This is a genomic window from Campylobacter sp., assembly GCF_017646085.1.
Classification (GTDB): Bacteria; Campylobacterota; Campylobacteria; order Campylobacterales; family Campylobacteraceae; genus Campylobacter.
This window is the reverse complement of sequence record NZ_JAGCNF010000015.1, coordinates 1-17,030: the sequence shown is the minus strand read 5'-3', so window position 1 is coordinate 17,030 and position 17,030 is coordinate 1. Positions and strand designations below refer to the sequence as shown.

Here is a 17,030-nt window from a genome sequence, read left to right as displayed (position 1 = left end):
AGTGAGGCTAGACTCATTGAGGCTGATGTAGATTACAAATTAGGATTAGATGAGTTTGGGATCGAAGAAGATGATATAAACTGCTTTAAGCTTTTAAAGGATAAAAGTACAAGATATTTTATAAATAATCAATCAATATCTAAAAAAAATTTAAATTTAGTAGCTAGTCGCCATTTAAAATATTTAAGTGCGAAGGATATTACAGAGTTTGAAAATTCTAGATTGCTTGGACTTTTGGATATTTTAGCTAGTAAAAAATCTAAAAATCATAATCAGAATTTAATCAAATTTAAAGAGAAATTTAGTGAATTTTTGAGTGTTAAAAAAGATCTTGATAAGATAAATGAAGAGGAAAAAAAGATTGATGAGCTTAGAGATTTTGCTAAATTTGAGATAGAAAAAATTGAGCAAGTCGCTCCAAAAGTAGGTGAATTTGAAGAGCTTAATGTCATTAAAAAGCGTCTTAGTAAAAAAGATAAAATAGAAGAGGCCTGGAGTAGGGCTGAGGCGATATTTGCTCATGAAAAAGCAGTAATGGATGCTTTGCATATTAGTGAAATTGATAGTGGATTTTTTAGTGATGCATTAAATGAGCTTAAGATTGCTAGAAGTAGCGTAGATTTTGATGAGTTTGAAGGATTAGATATTGAAGAGATTTTAGATCGTATAGAGAGTCTAAATGCTTTAATCAAACGATATGGAAGTATAGAAGAGTGTTTAAGTATATTACAAAAAAGAAAGAGTGAATTAGCTCATTATGAAAATATAGAGTTTCAAAAGTCTGATTTAGAGATTAAATTTACAAAGATATCAAATGAGCTTAAAAGCTCTTTAGAAGCTATAACAAAAGAGCGTCTTAAAGTCATAAAAGATCTAGAATTAATGATAAATGGCTACTTAAAAGATCTATATATGGATAGGGTTGATATATGTTTAAATAGTAAAAATTTAGATATAAATGGCTCTGATTTAGTAGATATAAATTTAAATAGCTCAAATTTAAAAACACTAAGTAGTGGTGAGATAAATCGCTTAAGATTGGCATTTATCGCTAGTGAAGCTAAGATTAGCGGTCTTGGTGGAGGAGTATTAATCCTTGATGAAATAGACGCTAATCTAAGTGGCAAAGAGGCTATGAGTATAGCAAATGTATTAATAGAATTATCAAGCTTATATCAAATTTTTGCTATATCGCATCAGCCTCAACTTAGCTCTAAAGCTCATCACCATTTTTTAGTACAAAAAAGCTCGAAAGGCTCAACTGCAAAAGAGTTAAACATGGATGAAAGAGTAGTGGAGTTATCACGTATGATAAGTGGCGAGAGTATAACGCAAGAGGCGACCGAATTTGCTAAGAAGTTATTGCTTTAATGAGTGTTAAAGTCTAATTTGAGTATAATCAAGACTTTGAATATTAAATTAAGATGGGGTTATCATGCGTGAGAGAGTCCTTATAGTCGAGGATAATAAAGCCTTAGCTAAGCTAATAGCCAAAAAGATGAACGCACATGTTGATATGGATATCGTAGTAACACATAGTTACGCAGAGGCGATTGAGGCTATTGAGGAAAATGATGACTTTTTTATTGCTTTACTTGATATTAATTTACCTGATGCACCAGATGGTGAAGTGGTTGATTATGTACTATCTAAAAATATTTTAGCTATTATTTTAACTGGTAGTGTAGATGAGAATTTAAAAAAGCTCTTTATACAAAAAAATATTGTTGATTATGTAGTAAAAGATAATCTTGATGCGATTAATTATATTTTTGAAACAATTAATAGACTATGTAGAAATCGTAGCTATAAGGTTATGATAGTCGAACCGTCTATGAGCGTGAGAAATCAGCTAAAAGAGATTTTAAATTCACAACTTTATAAAGTTTTTACTGCAGCACATGGTGAGGAGGCGTTAAATTATTTAGAGGATAATCCAGATATTAAACTAATTTTAACAGCCTACAATATGCCAGTTATCAATGGATTTGATTTAATGCGTCAAATTCGCCAAAATAAAAATAAAAATCATCTAGGCCTAATCGTAGTAGCAGCGAGCGATAATGATGTGGCGGCAAAATTTCTAAAAAATGGTGCAAATGATTTTATCTCTGTGCCTTTTAGTAAAGAGGAGATTATATATAGAGTAGATAGCAATCTAAAGGCTATGCAAGATGAGATTGATATTAAACTATATAAAAAATATGATCCATTAACAAAGCTATTTAATAGGCGATATTTTTTTAATTATGTAAAAAATTTAGCAGAGCAAAAAGCAGAGTTTAGTATCGCAATTATTGATATTGATGGATTAAGAGATATAAATGCTAAATTTGGCTTTGATCTATGCGATAGAGTTATAGCGCATGTAGCATCTATTCTTAGAAGTGAGCTAAAGGGAATGATTGTAGCACGCCTTAGTGGTGGTGAATTTGGTGTGATTTTAGATAAAGTTAGCTTTGATGAGAGTGTAAGAATTATGGCGCAAATTAGATCAAAGGTGGCAAATTTGGTAGTTGCCTCAACTATTCGCCCAACTATTTCAGTAGGAGTTTGTCTTTTTGATAATTCGCTCAAATTTGATCAAGCAATAAATATAGGATATAAAGCTTTAACAAAAGCAAAATTAAATGGTAAAAATAGGGTAGAAATTTTATGATTATAGATACACATTGCCATCTAGATGATGCTAGATTTGATGATATTAGTAGCGTAATAAAAAGTGCATTTGATAATGGGGTGCAAAAGATTATAATTCCAGGAGCAGATATAAATGATCTGCCAAAAGCGTTAGAAATAGCAAATTCAAATGAAAATATATACTTTGCAGCTGGAGTGCATCCATATGAGATTGATGGGTATGATATAGATATTTTGCGTAAATTTGCTAAAGAGCCAAAATGTATAGCTATAGGCGAGTGTGGACTAGACTATTTTAGACTGCCAGAAACAGATATAGATGGTTATAAAGTCAAACAAAAAGAGGCTTTTATCAGTCAAATTGAATTAGCCGTGGAGCTTGGTTTGCCGCTTATTGTGCATATTAGAGATGCAAATGAGGATAGTCTAAAAATTTTAAAAGAGTACGAGAGTAGGCTAGTTGGCGGGGTTTTGCATTGTTTTAATGCTAGTCCTATTTTGCTTGAATTAAGCAGTAAATTTTATTATGGAATAGGTGGTGTTTTAACTTTTAAAAATGGAAAAAAATTAGTTGAAATTTTACCTAAGATTCCGCTTGATAGACTTGTTCTTGAAACTGATGCGCCATATCTTACGCCTGAACCTCACAGAGGCAAGAGAAATGAGCCAGCATTTACGACATATGTAGCTGATAAAATGGCTGATATTTTAGGACTTAGCAGGAGCGATGTTGAGAGTATTACAACGCAAAATGCAAATAGATTATTTGGAATTTAAGGAGAGAGATGAGAGTATTTGCCATAGTTTTGTTTATACTTTTAAGCTGTAGTTGCTCATTTGGGTTTATGGTTTCAGATGATAATTTTCAAAAAGAAATTAGGATATTAAAAGAGCTTGATATTGACCCAAAATATATAAACGATGAGCATTTTTTACGACTTAAAAATGTTCGAATGGATATGACAAAGAAAGAATTTATAAATACAATAACTAAAGAGTATAAGCATGCTGCTATAATAAAAGATGTCTTAAAAGAGCGAAATGCTCCAAATTTTTTATTATATTTAGCTATTGTAGAATCTAAGTTATCAAATAGAGCAACCTCTGGAGCTAAGGCAGCTGGAATTTGGCAGTTTATCCCTAGTACTGCAAAGCTGCATAATTTAGAAGTTGATAAGTATGTAGATGAAAGGCGAGATCCATTACAAGCTACACATGCTGCTATTGATTATTTAGAAAGATTAAAAGATAGATTTGGCAAGTGGTATCTAGCTATTTTAGCTTACAATGCAGGAGAGGGAAAATTAAGCAAAGCTATAAAATTAGCTGGAAGTGATGATATAATGGTGCTTTTAAATCCAAAGAAAAAGTACCTTCCGCTAGAAAGCAGAGATTATCTACGTAAAATTATAATGATGGCATATGTGGCAAATGATAGTGATTTTCTAATCTCAAAAGATAGTTCAATGCTAAATTCAGCTACATATATAGGTATTAAAAGAGTTGAAATTCCAGGTGGAACTAGCTTAAGAGATGTGGCTGTATCTATCGGATTTAGTTTAGAAAATCTTAGCAAATATAATACTCATTTAAGATATAGCTTTACTCCGCCAAATAGGGAGACTTATTATATTTATATCCCAACAATTAAAAAAGAGGAGTTTGTCGCTAATTATAAAGAGGGGCCAAAGAGTAAAATTTATAATACTAAAAAAGGTGATACTTTTGAAATTATTGCTAAAAAGTTAAATATTAAAGCAAGCGATATTAAAGAGTATAATAATGTAAATAAGATAAAATCAAACTATAAACTTGCCGTCCCAGCAAATGCTAAAACAATCTATGAGTATCAGGTTAAAAAGGGTGATACACTTGGAATGATTTCACGCAAATTTGGCGTAGAAGTAGATGAAATTATAAAGGCAAATAGTAAGACAAATATGAAATTAGCAATAGGAGAAAATCTTGTCATACCTCACTAAATTATCAGTCATAGCACTAGCAGGTGCATTATTTAGCGGATGTTCTACAAAGAGTATCCCACACTACTCAAACTCAGGGTATTCAGGTGGCTATTTAGGCTCAGGATATGGTTCAAACTACTCAAGTTCAGATTTTGAAACTATACCAAATGGTGGTGCTAGTAGTCAAGAAGCTACAATGAGACCATATACAATAAATGGTAAAACATATTACCCAACAGTAGTAGAAGTAGGTGATACAGCTACAGGTATTGCTAGCTGGTATGGACCAAATTTTCATGGTAAAAAAACAAGTAATGGCGAAACATATAATATGCATGCTCTAACTGCAGCTCATAAAACCTTGCCAATGAATACAATGGTTAAAGTTACAAGTCTAAAAAATGGTAAAACAACCACAGTAAGAATAAATGATAGAGGGCCATTTGTAGCTGGTAGGGTTATTGATTTATCTAAAGCTGCAGCTTCTGAAATCGCTATGATTGCTGATGGAACAGCTCCAGTAAGGCTTGAAGTTATAGGATTTTATGGACAGGTTGAGACCCCAGCTAATAAAACGGCTAAAACCCACACATATACAGGTGGTAATTTTATGGTGCAAATTGGTGCATTTAGACGCCTAGCTGGAGCAAATACCTATAAAACTCAATATGATAATACAAACGGAATTTATAAAACAACAGTTCGTGAGTATAGTTTAAATGGTGAGCCAATTTATAGAGTATTTTTAACAGGATTTAGAAGCGAAGCTGAAGCTCGTGATTTTATATCTAGTGGTCAGTTTAAAGGTGCGTTTATAGCCAGAGATTAGGAAATATAATGATAAAAAAACAAAGAAAAACAAAAGAGACTGATATTAGTCTAGAGCTTGAAATTTATGGAAGCGGTAATAGCGATATAGATACTGGTATTGGATTTTTTGATCATATGTTAACTGCATTTGCAAAGCACTCTTTAATAGATATTAAGCTTTATTGCAAAGGAGATTTACATATAGATGATCACCATAGTGTAGAAGATTGCGGTATCGTACTAGGCCAAGCTATCAAGGAAGCTTTATATCCGCTTGGTAGCGTGGAGAGATATGGCAATGCAGTTGTAGTTATGGACGAGGCTGCTGTGGAGTGTGCTTTGGATCTATCTAATAGACCTTTTTTGGTCTATGAATCGCAGATGAATCCAAAGATTGGAAACTTTGATAGTGAGCTTGTAGAGGAGTTTTTTAGAGCACTTGCAATGAATTCAGGCATTACCTTGCACATAATCAAGCAAAGAGGTATAAACTCTCACCATATAGCAGAAGCTACATTTAAGGCTTTTGCTGTGGCGTTTCGTAGGGCTGTGGCTAAAAATGATAAGATAGGAATTCCAAGCACCAAAGGCGTATTATGATAGAGATAATATTTTTAGATGTTGATGGATGTATGAGTGATGGTGGTCTTTATAAGACTAATTTATCTGATGAATTTAAAAGATTTGATGTAAAAGATGGATTTGCCATACAGCAGTGGAATCGTATGGGGAAAATTTCGGCCATAATTACGGGTAAAAGCTCTCAAATTGTAGCTGATAGAGCCAAAGAATTAGAGATTAAGTATTGCTTTCAAGGTGTAAGCGATAAACTTGCTAAGGCTAAAGAAATTTTAGAATTAGAAGGACTAAGCTTAGAAAATGCAGCTGCTATTGGCGATGATTTAAATGATATGAAATTGTTAAAAAATGTAGCGATTAGTTTTGCACCAAATGATGCTTTTGAAGCGCTTACTCCAGATATAAAATTAAGTAAAAATGGCGGTCATGGCGCAGTTAGAGAGATGATAGAAATTATCATTGATAGAGAAAATTTACGTGATGAGTGGATTGGGCGTTGGCTATAAAAATTTTTTATTTTGTTGTGGCTCTTTTTAGTATGAGCGTAGTGGCGTTAATGTTGCAAAACCCATATGAATCTAGCCTGCAAAGCAGCAGTATAAAGGTAGCAAATATGCAAGCAGATGGAGTGATAAGCTATGAGATAAATGCTACAAATACATATGCTAAATTTACATCTAAAAGTGTTATAGCCTATGATGATTATAATGAATTTATTCAGCCAAATGTTACCTTTATCCAAAAAGATAGACACAACATCACCTCAAATGAGGCTATTTATAAAGATAATAATATAACATTTTTTGGCGATGTGAGATATCTAAATTTAGATACCAATTTGCGCTACAACTCTAGTGAAATTCAGTATCTAATGACGGAGAAAACATTATTAAGCAGTGTTCCATTTGAATTATTGCAAAATAGTGATAAAATAGTAGGAAAAAGCGTGATATATGCACTTGATAGTAATCATATCGTTGCAAAAGGAGTGAAGGGTTGGTTTTACAAATAGTTAAATCTTTTATAGCTGTTGCATTATTTTATGGTGTAGTAAGTGCAAATCAGGTCGAAGTAAGCGCTGATAGCTTCTATGCTGATGAGAAAGTGGGGCTTGGAGAACTTGTAGGTAATGTATTAATTAAAAAAGGTAAAAGCGATACACTAACGGCAAATCGTGTTAAAATTTACTTTGATAAAAATCGAAAACCGCAAAAATATGAGGCAATAAGTGATGCCAAATTTAGTATCTTACTAGATGGTAAAAAGTATAATGGTAGTGGCGATTTGCTAACCTATGAGCCAAAAGGGCAAATTTACACCCTAAAAGGTAGTGCATTTTTGCATGAAGTTGATAGTGATAAGAAAATTTTTGGTGATGAAATTATAGTAGATCAGTTAAAAGGTGTTTATAGTGTCAAAAGTAAGGATAAAAAGCCAGTTAAATTTATATTTCAGGTAGAAGATAAATGAGAATCGTAAGTGCTAAGTTTTTACTCTCAGCTCAAGGAGTTGATGATTCTCCTGAGTTTGGCATAAGTGAAGTGGCGTTTTTAGGGCGTAGTAATGTTGGTAAAAGCTCTATTATTAATGCACTAACTAATCACCATGGCTTGGCTAAATCTAGTTCTACACCAGGCAAAACTCAGCTAATTAACTATTTTGAGGTTATAGTCGATAATGGCGAGGATAAGGTCCCATTGATTTTTGTGGATTTACCTGGGTTTGGTTATGCTAAAGTTAGTAAAAGTATGCATAATGCATGGCAAAAAAATTTAGATAGATATTTGCGTGAACGCATTAGTATAAAGGCTTTTATCCATTTGATAGATTCTAGACATGCAGGGCTTCAAAAAGATGAAAATCTTGGTTTGTATCTAAATGAATTTGTCAGACCCGACCAGAATATATTAAATATTTACACAAAATCAGATAAACTAAACCAGAGTCAAAAGTCAGCTGTTTTAAAGATTGATCCAGCTGCAATTTTAGTCTCAAGTAGTAAAAAAACCGGTATAGATAAAGCGACAAAAGCGATATATAATGCAGTATTTGGTGTAAAATGATAGAGTATAAAAAAGCAAGATTAAAAGATATAGCTAGTATGCAGATTTTGGTTCGCCCTGAGATTGAAAATGGGGTGATTTTGCCTAGAAGTGATGATGAAATAGCGACAAATATTCGCTCATATACATTGGCTTTTGATGATGATAGGCTCATTGGATATAGCGCTCTTCATATTCACGCAGCAAATTTAGCTGAGGTTAGAAGCTTGATAGTCGATGGAGCCTATAGAGGCAAAGGCGTAGGTAGCGGGTTAGTAAATACCTTATTAGCTCAAGCTAGAGAGCTTGAGATTGCTCAAGTTTTTACTCTTACTTATAGAAGTGAATTTTTTAAAAACTTAGGGTTTGAAGAGATTTCTAAAGAAAAGCTTCCAGCGCAAAAAATTTGGGCTGATTGCATAAAATGCAAACACTTTCCAGTATGCAACGAAATAGCACTAATTCAGAATCTCTAAGATTTAGCCTTTTTTGTATATCTGTTATAGGCTATGAGATATTTAGTTTAACATCGCTATTTTTACCATCTCTTATAGGGATATTTTTTGCTTATTTAATAATTCTTAGCGATGAGATTGAGCGAACGCTTGGGGTAAAAGATAAAAGATGGTATCTAACTGTAGCCTTTTTATTCTTTGCTGAACAATTAAATGGATTTGAGTTTTGCTCGGTGCTTTTAGCATGGTTGTTATTTTACCATCTTCTTGATGATTGGCTAAAGACAAATATCAAATGGAGAAAACTATTAATAACTATATATGTATTTTCAGGCTATATTCTTACCTTGGCTATGAGCAATATTGCACTTTATATACTTAATCAGCCTCGCCTTGAGCTAAGCTATGAGTATTTGCTATATGCTGCGATAGAATCACTAATAGCACTTGTAATATTTAGAGGGCGGGTGCTATGAGGTTAACTATTGTATATGGGATTATCGCTCTTGTATGGATTATTTTGCTTACTCGTATCTATTATTTAAGTATTAAATCAAATGAGTATTATGAGCAGATTGCTGAGAAAAATGCCATAAAAACTGAAGATATTGCTCCAGTTCGTGGTCAAATTTTAGATAAAAATGGCCAGCCTTTAGCAGTAAATAAATTGGGATTTGAGATCTCTATTAAGCCGCATTTAAGACGAAATTTAAAAGTATTAGATGATGAGATAAACTTTATAATCTCAGTGTTTCCAGATTTAAATGCTACAAAGCTAAAAAGAGAGTATATAAAAAACGACTCTCCTTATTCACAAGATTTTGTAAATGTTGTAAATTTTTTAGATTATGATAGAGTTTTACCGCATTTTGCTAGGCTAAATTTGCGTGAAAATACCTCAGTAAATCCAGTTTCTATCCGTCATTATCCACTAGGTGAGCTAGCTAGTCATGTTATTGGATATGTTGGTAGGGCAAATTTAAAAGATATAGAGGCAAATCCGCTTTCAAAACTGACTAACTATACAGGTCGTAGTGGAATTGAGCGCTATTATAATGAAATTTTACAAGGAGTAGAAGGTCAAAGAACTACTAAAGTTACTGCATTAAATAAAGTTGTAGAAGAGATTGGTTATATTAAACCAAGCAGCACTGATATATCTTTAACTATTGATTTAGAATTGCAAAAGTACCTATATCAAGCTTTTGATCGTCCAGCTGGTGCGGTAGTAGTTATGGATGGAATTGATGGATCTATTTTAGCAGCAGCAAGCTTGCCAGAGTATGATCTAAATCAATTTGTAACTGGTATTAGTCAAAGTGATTGGAATGAGATGATGAATAATCCAGATCATCCATTTACTAATAAATTAATAAATGCACTATATCCACCTGGAAGCGTTGTAAAGATGGCGATGGGTATGGCATTTTTTGAAAGTGGAAAATATGCGCCAACATCACGGATACTTTGCGATCCATATCTTGAGCTAGGCGATAGAAAATTTAGAAACTGGAAAAATTACGGCTCTGAGATGATGACTATAGTCGAGGCTTTGCGTGATAGCTGTGATACATATTTTTATCGTGGAGCATATAATGTAGGAATTGATATTATGGCGCCAGTTCTTAGACGCTATGGCTTTGGAGTTAAAACTGGAGTTGACCTACCAAATGAGTATATAGGAATTGTTCCAGATGCCCAGTGGAAAAAGATGAGATTAAATCAGCCATGGTATCAAGGTGATACTATTAATACTAGTATAGGTCAGGGTAGCTTCTTAGCAACTCCTATGCAAGTAGCTAGAGATACGGCAATTTTTGCAATGGGGCATGATGTTACACCGCATTTTATTGGTAGTATCAATGGAGTGCCTCAAGAGTGGCACGCTAGAGATATTTTAAGCCAAAAAGAAAAATCAGCTCTAAAATATATAAGAGAAGGAATGCATGCAGTAGCTAATATTCCAGGCGGTACAGGATTTAGAGTATTAAGCCCATCAAAGGTTACCATAGCGGCTAAATCAGGTACTGCTCAAGTAGTAGGAATTAGTCAAGAAGATAAGGTGCGCATAAAAGAGGCTGATATGGAATATTATGAGCGCTCACATGCATGGATGACAGGATATGCTCCATACGAGAATCCTAGATATATAGTAACTGTATTAGTAGAACATGGTGCAAGCGGTGGAGGTGCGGCTGGACCGATACTTGCTAGAATTTTTGACAAGCTTGCAGATATGGGTTATATAGATGAAAAATATTTAAAGAAAAAAAACAGTAAATAAGGAGAGAATTTGGATTTTACTACCTATTTAGCTATTGGGCTATATTTTGCGGTGCTTTTGGTGATTGGTCGCCTAGCTTATAATAAAAAGTCAAATTTAAATGAGTACTTGCTAGATAATCGCTCTTTAGGGCCATTTATGACCGCATTAAGTGCTGGTGCTAGTGATATGAGTGGTTGGATGCTTCTTGGATTGCCTGGAGCGTTATATCTAAGTGGAATTTGTAATGCATGGATTGCTATAGGTCTTAGCATTGGTGCATGGGCAAATTATAAATATCTAGCTAGTAGACTTAGAGTATATACTGAAATTTCTGGTGATAGCATTACTATTCCTGATTATTTAGAAAATAGATTTAAGGATAGAACAAAAGTCCTACGCATAATCTCAGGAATTTTTATTTTGGTATTTTATACGCTTTATGTAAGTAGTGGAATTATTGCTGGGGGTAAGACATTTGAGAGTTTCTTTGGCATTGATTTTATCTTTGGTGCAGGGCTTACGCTATTTATAGTGGTATTTTATACATTTTTTGGTGGGTTTAAGGCTGTGTGTCTGACTGATGCATTCCAAGGTATTTTAATGTTTTTAGTGTTGGTTTGTATCCCATTAGTAGCATATTTTAGTATTGATATTCCAGAGGGCTCAAGCTTTTTTGCGCTTTTAAATGAGTATAGTCACGCAGCAAATTATGACCATTTAAATATCTTTGCTGGACAGACATTTTTAGGTATTTTGGGGCTTTTGGCTTGGGGATTTGGTTATTTTGGTCAGCCACATATTATTGTGCGGTTTATGGCTATTAGAGATGCTAAGGAGCTTAGCTCGGCTAGACGCATTGGAATTTCATGGATGGTTATTGGCTTAGTTGGTGCGATGGCTAGTGGGCTTATTGGTTTTGTATATTTTACACAAAATGGCATTACACTATCAGATCCAGAGACTGTATTTTTAAAGCTTGGTGATACTTTATTTCATCCATTTATAGTAGGTGTGATTATTTCAGCAGTTTTAGCAGCTATTATGAGTACTATATCATCTCAACTTTTAGTTAGCGCTAGTTCTGTTACTAGGGATTTTATCTTTGCTTTTTATAAACACGATGTAAGCGATAGAGCTCAGGTATTGACGGGGCGAATTTCGGTTATGATTGTAGCTGTGATTGCTACAATTATTGGATTTAATTCTAGCGATACAGTACTTGGAGTTGTGGGTAATGCGTGGGCTGGATTTGGTGCGAGCTTTGGACCTGTGTTATTATTTAGCTTATATTCACGCCATATGAGTGCCTTATCTGCGCTTGCTGGAATTATAACCGGTGGTGTAACTGTTTTATTATGGATACTATTTGGGTTATCAAGTGTAGTTTATGAATTATTGCCTGCATTCTTGCTATCATCTCTTGTAATCTGGCTGGTAAATCGCTATAACAATATGTTAAAAAGAATGTCGCAAGAGCCAAATTTATCTGTTATTGATGATGAATTTAATAAGATGAGAGATAAACAAAGTCAGCTTTAAAGATAAATTTATCTAGTCTAATTTTAATTTGTAGAGTTGTTTTATATAGATTTAAGGAATTATTCTGTATAATTTCAACTCTTATTTCAAGTGGGTTTATAGCTCAGTTGGTTAGAGCATCCGGCTCATAACCGGATGGTCCCAGGTTCGAGTCCTGGTAAACCCACCACAAATATCTTTCAAATAGTTCATCTTATTTTATCTAAATGTATTTAAATCTCGATAGCAAGGGGATTTATAGACATATTATTTACAGTTGTTGTAATTTTTGATATGATTAATGTAAAATAATTTTTAGTATTTTAAGGAGTATTTTTACTCTTAGGAGTATTTTACGCTAATCAAGGATATAAAATGAGCCGAGCATCAAATGCAAATTTGCAAGATAAAGACATAAGAAAACTGCAGATATTAGATAAGAGATATAGTAAAGCAGTAGGCAATCCCAAAGAGCTTTATATCTTTGTATACCCATCAGGGGTAAAGACATTCTACATAAAACACAAAAAGACTTCTATAAAGCTACATAACTTCCGTGAGGGTATTTATAGCGTAGCTGAAGCTAGGCGTGATGCGATAGATTTATTGCATTCTCTTATCAACGGCTTAGATCTTAAAGAGAATAAAGACAAATATCTATTTAAAAGCCTATTTGAACGCTATATCGCACAAAAGCGTAAAAAAGGCTTACAAGAGAGCTATATCACCAAAGTTGAGCTAATTATAAAAAAATATATATATCCCAAATTTGCCAATACCGATGTAAAAAATATCAGCTACACCAATCTGCTTGAGATATTCAATGTTATTTTTAGACCAAACGAGATACAAAGCTCTAGACTCGAGACGCTCCATAGGCTTATAAATCATATTAGCAATACTTTTGAACTAGCACTAAAAGATAGATATATCGAATACAATCCTATAAATTCTCTGCACAATGAGTTTCCTACAGTGCATAAATTTAAAATAATGCATCAGCTAGATACTAGACATCCAGCCTTAACAGATGATAACAAAATCAAAGAGTTTATCCAAGAACTAAAGGCAGATAGTAAAATGGCTCTACAAACAAAACGAGCCGTAAGTCTATTTTGCTTAACTGCTATTAATCTGGCATATATATAAAGATGAAAAAATTAGTAAAATATATCACGCTAATGGGAAAAATATTAAAAAATATGGCAATTAGATAAAAAAGAAGTCATATATAAGAAGCCGATGGTAGGGACGCCCACACCCCCTACACTCAAGCCCAAAGTCTTGACGGGCGACTGGTTCAAAAGAACATTTCATCGGCTATGATTACAATTATATCACATAATGTTAAATATGATGAGAATGATTGCAAAAAATCAAAAAATAAAAAAGCAGAATTGGAGTGTTAATGATGCTATTTATAATAAAATTAATAAAACTTGCTGGAGTTATTGATGAATAAACATAGCGAGTTAGAAATTTTTAAGCTCTGCGAGAGATTAGCAAAGCTTTTAGGCGCTGAAGAAGCTATAGCAGATTTGAAAAAATTATATACCAATCACCCAGAAATGTTTCAAAATATCAAAGAAGTATCAAAAATTATTAATGAAGTGCTTACAGAGCCAGAGCTAATAATTAAAAATCCTAGAGCAAAAAGCGATAAAGACTTTATAGCAGTTAAACATTTATCTAATATAGAAAATAAAATTGGTGATATTAGTATTAGAAATAATCAAGGTACAAATATTATTTTTCACGCAAATATATCAGCAAGTAGAAATTTAATAGACTACTTAAAAAAGATGTAGTGACCACTGGTGAAGCCGTCCACTCCCTTCACACCTCAAGACCTGCCGAGCTGGGCGGTGATAATCAAAGATTATCTGGTGCAAATGCACATTCAGTAATCACTATAAAAAGTATTATACAGCAAGATATCAAATATAAAAATAATAAAGATAATAAAAATAGATCAAAAAATAAAAATATAGAATTGGAGCTTTAAAAATGAGATTATTTATAGCAGAAAAACCTGAGCTTGCAAGAGCTATAGCCTCTGGTATTGATAATAAATATGATAAAAAGTCAGATCATATAGTAGCTGGTGGCGATATCATAACTTGGGCATTTGGGCATATTTTAGAGTTATGCGAACCAGAAGAATATGATGAAAAGTATAGCAAGTGGAATTTAGCTGATTTGCCTTTTGAAATTAATGATTTCAAGTATAAACCAAAAGAGAAATCAAAAGCTCAATTAAGAGCTATCATAAAGCTTATCAATGATAATCAAATTACTGAAATTGTCAATTGTGGCGATTATGATGAAGAAGGGTGTAATATATGAACTTTACAATAAAGCTAAAAAGGGCAATATGATGCTTGGATGATTTTGCAATTATTGCCTTGATACGCCAAATTATCGCGAGATTAAAGATATTGAGTATGTAACGATTATTAATGGAATTTGGTATCCACGGCATTATAATGAATAATATAAATTTAATTAATTATAGAATAATTATATTAAAGGGATAAAAATGATTATTGCAATTATCAATGAAAAAGGCGGTGTAGGAAAAACTACTTTAGCTTTAAATTTAAGTACCAAATTAGCTCTTGATACATTTTATAGAGAATTTGAATCGAGTGTTAAGAATAATTTAGGAGTTTAAAATGGGATTTAAAAATATAGATAATGACAAGGCTAATGAATTTATAAATGCTGCTAGAGGCGAAAGTGTAACATCTATACAAGCTCAAACAACAGCCTCAGCTAAAAAAACCAGTAAAGAGTTAAAAAGTAAGCTAAAAAGGCAAAAGGCTATAAATTTATATTTTAATGATGAAGAAAATGAGCTATTAAGAGCTAGAGCAAAGGAGATGGGAATGACAGTTAGCGGATATATAAGATTTATCTTGTTTCAAACTATGCATAGTAAGATATAAAATCATAAAAGGTCTTAAAATGAAATACATAGCTCAATATGCACAAATAGATGAGAATGATAATATAAATTTAAATAATATCGAGATTGCAGTAGGATTAGGACTTGTAGATAATCTAAAGCCGTCGTAATATTTTTATCAAGTACTAGATGAATCGCAAACATATAAAGAGCTAGATTGTAAATAGAGATGTAAATATTACTAAAGATGAGGATATATTAGGCGGCAGAAGCGTTATTTATGCTGATTATGATGAGATTAACGAGTTGTTAGAGTATGATTTTGAATTAGAGAGAAAAAAGATTATGCCAATATGAATAGAGAGTCTCAAGCGATGAGTGTAGCTAAATTTATTAGCGGAATTTGGCAAATTCACCCATTTCGTGAAGGCAATACACGCACTATTGCAGTTTTTGCTATTAAATATTTGCAAAACAAAGGTTTTGATATTAATAATAATGTTTTTACAGAATATTCAAAATATTTTAGAGATGCCTTAGTAAAGGCAAATTATGAAAATATGAGGGAAGGCATTAAAAGCGATTTTACATATTTGGAGAGTTTTTTAATAAATTTATACTAAATAAAGAGACTAGATTAAAGCCATTTGATTCTTGACTATAGCTATAAATGTATCTAAATACGGTATTTATATTTAAATATTGTCATAAATAAATAAAGTCAAACCTATAATAAAAAGATGTGCTGAGTAAAAATAACGATATATATTTTTAAAATATAAATTTTTATATCCTAATTTTCCGTTATACAAAATAAGTAAAAATGGTGCTAAGAAATAAAATGGATAATATGTAATTTCATATAAAGCAAAACTAGTGATTAAATCACTAATAGAGTTAAATATGGTCAAATGATAAAAAACAACAAATAAGATCATAATGCTTATTAAGAAGAATAATCTTTTTAATGCTGATATTTTTGTGTATGAATTTAGGTAGTAGTAAAAGCACACAATAAGCATAACGCCACTAATCCCATAATCTGATTTAGTCAGATAGACTAAATAAAATGAATAAATTATGACCAAAATTGAATATAACTTATTTTGCAATATCAATATCACCCATTTGACTTTTCTCGTCTTTACCCAATAATTGTTGTTTTATATCATTCACTTGATTTATTAAATCAGATTCTTTATCATTTGGCTTATAATTTATCTTGTTATTAGAATTTTCGATGAAATAAGATTTAACAAATCCAGCAATTAAAGCTTGAGCTTCAGGCGAAAAAGCTGAGAGTTGTTGCATTTGCTCTGCTAAATCTTTCATAGTATTTTTTACAAACCTTGAACCATTCTCTAGAATATTTTTATATTTACCATCAGAGTTTTTATCTTTTATAAAGTCAAACATTTTATTGACTTTTGATCTGTTTTCTATGATTTCAGGTTGTCCCATTGCAACTAATTAATCAAAATCTTTACAAAAAGCAGAAGGATTATCTCCTAGGAATACGTTAAAATTTTTATACTCTTTACCATCAGCTTTGATTGAAAAGCTTACTTTATGAGTAGCAAATGTTCCGTTTCTTTCATTTGACTGCCTAATAGCATCATCTAAACTCATTAATGATTGAAAAGCAGTTGTTCCACCTTGAGAAGTTGATAAATATTCATCGCCAATAGAATGTTTTAACACAGAGCTTATCATCTCAACTTCTTTAAAATTTGTCGCCGATTTATCTAGTTCAAATTTATTAATTGCAAAAGCATAACTCATATCACTTAAATCTTGAGCTGTAAAATCTTGAGCTACTTCTAACTTATGAGTTTGTGCTTGGTGTGT

General features: G+C 32.4%; 24 protein-coding genes and 1 tRNA gene. 22 read left to right on the top strand and 3 right to left on the bottom strand.

Translation table 11 applies throughout. The features are described from left to right. The 22 genes from J6V67_RS00780 to J6V67_RS00675 form a co-directional block, all read left to right on the top strand. Positions 1-1,371: DNA recombination protein RecN (locus tag J6V67_RS00780; protein WP_291857300.1), on the top strand; the 1,371-nt coding region annotated here is incomplete at its 5' end. Between the two features lie 64 nt (positions 1,372-1,435). Next, entirely contained in the window at positions 1,436-2,659 is a 1,224-nt protein-coding gene (locus tag J6V67_RS00775; protein ID WP_291857297.1) for a response regulator, read from the top strand. After that, positions 2,656-3,417, top strand: a complete 762-nt coding sequence (locus J6V67_RS00770) for a TatD family hydrolase (RefSeq protein ID WP_291857295.1) — start codon at positions 2,656-2,658, stop codon at positions 3,415-3,417. The genes J6V67_RS00775 and J6V67_RS00770 overlap by 4 nt, the downstream gene beginning before the upstream one ends. Positions 3,418-3,425: 8 nt before the next feature. Continuing rightward, positions 3,426-4,622, top strand: coding sequence for a lytic transglycosylase domain-containing protein (locus J6V67_RS00765; protein WP_291857292.1), 1,197 nt, complete (start codon positions 3,426-3,428; stop codon positions 4,620-4,622). Further along, complete coding sequence (locus J6V67_RS00760; RefSeq protein ID WP_291857290.1) at positions 4,606-5,433, top strand: septal ring lytic transglycosylase RlpA family protein; 828 nt, start codon at positions 4,606-4,608, stop codon at positions 5,431-5,433. The genes J6V67_RS00765 and J6V67_RS00760 overlap by 17 nt, the downstream gene beginning before the upstream one ends. An 8-nt stretch (positions 5,434-5,441) precedes the next feature. Beyond that, entirely contained in the window at positions 5,442-6,014 is a 573-nt protein-coding gene (gene hisB / locus J6V67_RS00755; RefSeq protein WP_291857288.1) for an imidazoleglycerol-phosphate dehydratase HisB, read from the top strand. Beyond that, the gene (locus J6V67_RS00750) at positions 6,011-6,499 is read left to right on the top strand and encodes an HAD family hydrolase (RefSeq protein WP_086269653.1); all 489 of its coding nucleotides are present in this window, start codon (positions 6,011-6,013) and stop codon (positions 6,497-6,499) included. The genes hisB and J6V67_RS00750 overlap by 4 nt, the downstream gene beginning before the upstream one ends. Beyond that, positions 6,478-7,005, top strand: coding sequence for a hypothetical protein (locus J6V67_RS00745; protein WP_291857284.1), 528 nt, complete (start codon positions 6,478-6,480; stop codon positions 7,003-7,005). Before J6V67_RS00750 ends, J6V67_RS00745 begins: the two co-directional genes overlap by 22 nt. Further along, positions 6,990-7,463, top strand: a complete 474-nt coding sequence (locus J6V67_RS00740) for an LptA/OstA family protein (RefSeq protein WP_291857283.1) — start codon at positions 6,990-6,992, stop codon at positions 7,461-7,463. The genes J6V67_RS00745 and J6V67_RS00740 overlap by 16 nt, the downstream gene beginning before the upstream one ends. Continuing rightward, positions 7,460-8,056 (top strand): ribosome biogenesis GTP-binding protein YihA/YsxC, encoded by a 597-nt coding sequence (yihA, locus tag J6V67_RS00735; protein ID WP_291857281.1) that lies wholly within the window; start codon positions 7,460-7,462, stop codon positions 8,054-8,056. The genes J6V67_RS00740 and yihA overlap by 4 nt, the downstream gene beginning before the upstream one ends. Continuing rightward, positions 8,053-8,511, top strand: coding sequence for an N-acetyltransferase (locus J6V67_RS00730; RefSeq protein WP_291857279.1), 459 nt, complete (start codon positions 8,053-8,055; stop codon positions 8,509-8,511). Before yihA ends, J6V67_RS00730 begins: the two co-directional genes overlap by 4 nt. Continuing rightward, positions 8,478-8,966, top strand: coding sequence for a hypothetical protein (locus J6V67_RS00725; RefSeq protein WP_291857277.1), 489 nt, complete (start codon positions 8,478-8,480; stop codon positions 8,964-8,966). Before J6V67_RS00730 ends, J6V67_RS00725 begins: the two co-directional genes overlap by 34 nt. Beyond that, complete coding sequence (gene mrdA, locus J6V67_RS00720) at positions 8,963-10,774, top strand: penicillin-binding protein 2 (RefSeq protein ID WP_291857274.1); 1,812 nt, start codon at positions 8,963-8,965, stop codon at positions 10,772-10,774. Before J6V67_RS00725 ends, mrdA begins: the two co-directional genes overlap by 4 nt. Positions 10,775-10,783: 9 nt before the next feature. Continuing rightward, entirely contained in the window at positions 10,784-12,295 is a 1,512-nt protein-coding gene (gene putP / locus J6V67_RS00715) for a sodium/proline symporter PutP (RefSeq protein WP_291857273.1), read from the top strand. 92 nt (positions 12,296-12,387) lie between these two features. After that, positions 12,388-12,464: transfer RNA gene (locus J6V67_RS00710), tRNA-Ile, on the top strand. Between the two features lie 185 nt (positions 12,465-12,649). Beyond that, positions 12,650-13,423: an Arm DNA-binding domain-containing protein gene (locus tag J6V67_RS00705; RefSeq protein WP_291857271.1), complete on the top strand. Its 774-nt coding sequence runs from the start codon at positions 12,650-12,652 to the stop codon at positions 13,421-13,423. Positions 13,424-13,728: 305 nt separating this feature from the next. Then, on the top strand, positions 13,729-14,082 hold the full coding sequence (locus J6V67_RS00700; RefSeq protein ID WP_291857269.1) for a hypothetical protein: 354 nt from the start codon (positions 13,729-13,731) through the stop codon (positions 14,080-14,082). After that, positions 14,082-14,279 carry a hypothetical protein gene (locus J6V67_RS00695; RefSeq protein ID WP_291857267.1) on the top strand — a complete coding sequence of 66 codons (198 nt, stop codon included), beginning with the start codon at positions 14,082-14,084 and terminating at the stop codon, positions 14,277-14,279. Before J6V67_RS00700 ends, J6V67_RS00695 begins: the two co-directional genes overlap by 1 nt. Before the next feature lie 2 nt (positions 14,280-14,281). Continuing rightward, positions 14,282-14,620, top strand: coding sequence for a toprim domain-containing protein (locus J6V67_RS00690; protein ID WP_367205686.1), 339 nt, complete (start codon positions 14,282-14,284; stop codon positions 14,618-14,620). Positions 14,621-14,813: 193 nt separating this feature from the next. Further along, complete coding sequence (locus J6V67_RS00685; RefSeq protein ID WP_291857264.1) at positions 14,814-14,948, top strand: AAA family ATPase; 135 nt, start codon at positions 14,814-14,816, stop codon at positions 14,946-14,948. A gap of 1 nt (position 14,949) precedes the next feature. Further along, positions 14,950-15,222: a hypothetical protein gene (locus tag J6V67_RS00680; protein WP_086236275.1), complete on the top strand. Its 273-nt coding sequence runs from the start codon at positions 14,950-14,952 to the stop codon at positions 15,220-15,222. A gap of 313 nt (positions 15,223-15,535) precedes the next feature. Further along, the gene (locus J6V67_RS00675) at positions 15,536-15,805 is read left to right on the top strand and encodes a Fic family protein (RefSeq protein WP_291857260.1); all 270 of its coding nucleotides are present in this window, start codon (positions 15,536-15,538) and stop codon (positions 15,803-15,805) included. Positions 15,806-15,877: 72 nt separating this feature from the next. On the opposite strand, the gene J6V67_RS07810 is transcribed toward J6V67_RS00675, so the two are convergent. From J6V67_RS07810 to J6V67_RS00665, 3 genes are all read right to left on the bottom strand, one after another. Further along, positions 15,878-16,306 carry a TraX family protein gene (locus J6V67_RS07810; protein ID WP_367205685.1) on the bottom strand — a complete coding sequence of 143 codons (429 nt, stop codon included), beginning with the start codon at positions 16,304-16,306 and terminating at the stop codon, positions 15,878-15,880. Beyond that, the gene (locus J6V67_RS00670) at positions 16,284-16,643 is read right to left on the bottom strand and encodes a hypothetical protein (protein WP_291857258.1); all 360 of its coding nucleotides are present in this window, start codon (positions 16,641-16,643) and stop codon (positions 16,284-16,286) included. Before J6V67_RS00670 ends, J6V67_RS07810 begins: the two co-directional genes overlap by 23 nt. Positions 16,644-16,652: 9 nt before the next feature. Continuing rightward, on the bottom strand, positions 16,653-17,030 hold a 378-nt coding region (locus tag J6V67_RS00665; protein WP_291857257.1), incomplete at its 5' end, for a hypothetical protein.

What these genes read in the sequence shown, in the direction of transcription:
- J6V67_RS00775 (WP_291857297.1), top strand. Translation starts at nt 1,436, where the DNA reads ATGCGTGAGAGAGTCCTTATAGTCGAGGATAATAAAGCCTTAGCTAAG.
- J6V67_RS00770 (WP_291857295.1), top strand. Translation starts at nt 2,656, where the DNA reads ATGATTATAGATACACATTGCCATCTAGATGATGCTAGATTTGATGAT.
- J6V67_RS00765 (WP_291857292.1), top strand. Translation starts at nt 3,426, where the DNA reads ATGAGAGTATTTGCCATAGTTTTGTTTATACTTTTAAGCTGTAGTTGC.
- hisB (WP_291857288.1), top strand. Translation starts at nt 5,442, where the DNA reads ATGATAAAAAAACAAAGAAAAACAAAAGAGACTGATATTAGTCTAGAG.
- J6V67_RS00750 (WP_086269653.1), top strand. Translation starts at nt 6,011, where the DNA reads ATGATAGAGATAATATTTTTAGATGTTGATGGATGTATGAGTGATGGT.
- yihA (WP_291857281.1), top strand. Translation starts at nt 7,460, where the DNA reads ATGAGAATCGTAAGTGCTAAGTTTTTACTCTCAGCTCAAGGAGTTGAT.
- J6V67_RS00730 (WP_291857279.1), top strand. Translation starts at nt 8,053, where the DNA reads ATGATAGAGTATAAAAAAGCAAGATTAAAAGATATAGCTAGTATGCAG.
- J6V67_RS00725 (WP_291857277.1), top strand. Translation starts at nt 8,478, where the DNA reads ATGCAACGAAATAGCACTAATTCAGAATCTCTAAGATTTAGCCTTTTT.
- mrdA (WP_291857274.1), top strand. Translation starts at nt 8,963, where the DNA reads ATGAGGTTAACTATTGTATATGGGATTATCGCTCTTGTATGGATTATT.
- J6V67_RS00705 (WP_291857271.1), top strand. Translation starts at nt 12,650, where the DNA reads ATGAGCCGAGCATCAAATGCAAATTTGCAAGATAAAGACATAAGAAAA.
- J6V67_RS00700 (WP_291857269.1), top strand. Translation starts at nt 13,729, where the DNA reads ATGAATAAACATAGCGAGTTAGAAATTTTTAAGCTCTGCGAGAGATTA.
- J6V67_RS00690 (WP_367205686.1), top strand. Translation starts at nt 14,282, where the DNA reads ATGAGATTATTTATAGCAGAAAAACCTGAGCTTGCAAGAGCTATAGCC.
- J6V67_RS00685 (WP_291857264.1), top strand. Translation starts at nt 14,814, where the DNA reads ATGATTATTGCAATTATCAATGAAAAAGGCGGTGTAGGAAAAACTACT.
- J6V67_RS00680 (WP_086236275.1), top strand. Translation starts at nt 14,950, where the DNA reads ATGGGATTTAAAAATATAGATAATGACAAGGCTAATGAATTTATAAAT.
- J6V67_RS00675 (WP_291857260.1), top strand. Translation starts at nt 15,536, where the DNA reads ATGAATAGAGAGTCTCAAGCGATGAGTGTAGCTAAATTTATTAGCGGA.
- J6V67_RS00670 (WP_291857258.1), bottom strand. Translation starts at nt 16,643, where the DNA reads ATGGGACAACCTGAAATCATAGAAAACAGATCAAAAGTCAATAAAATG.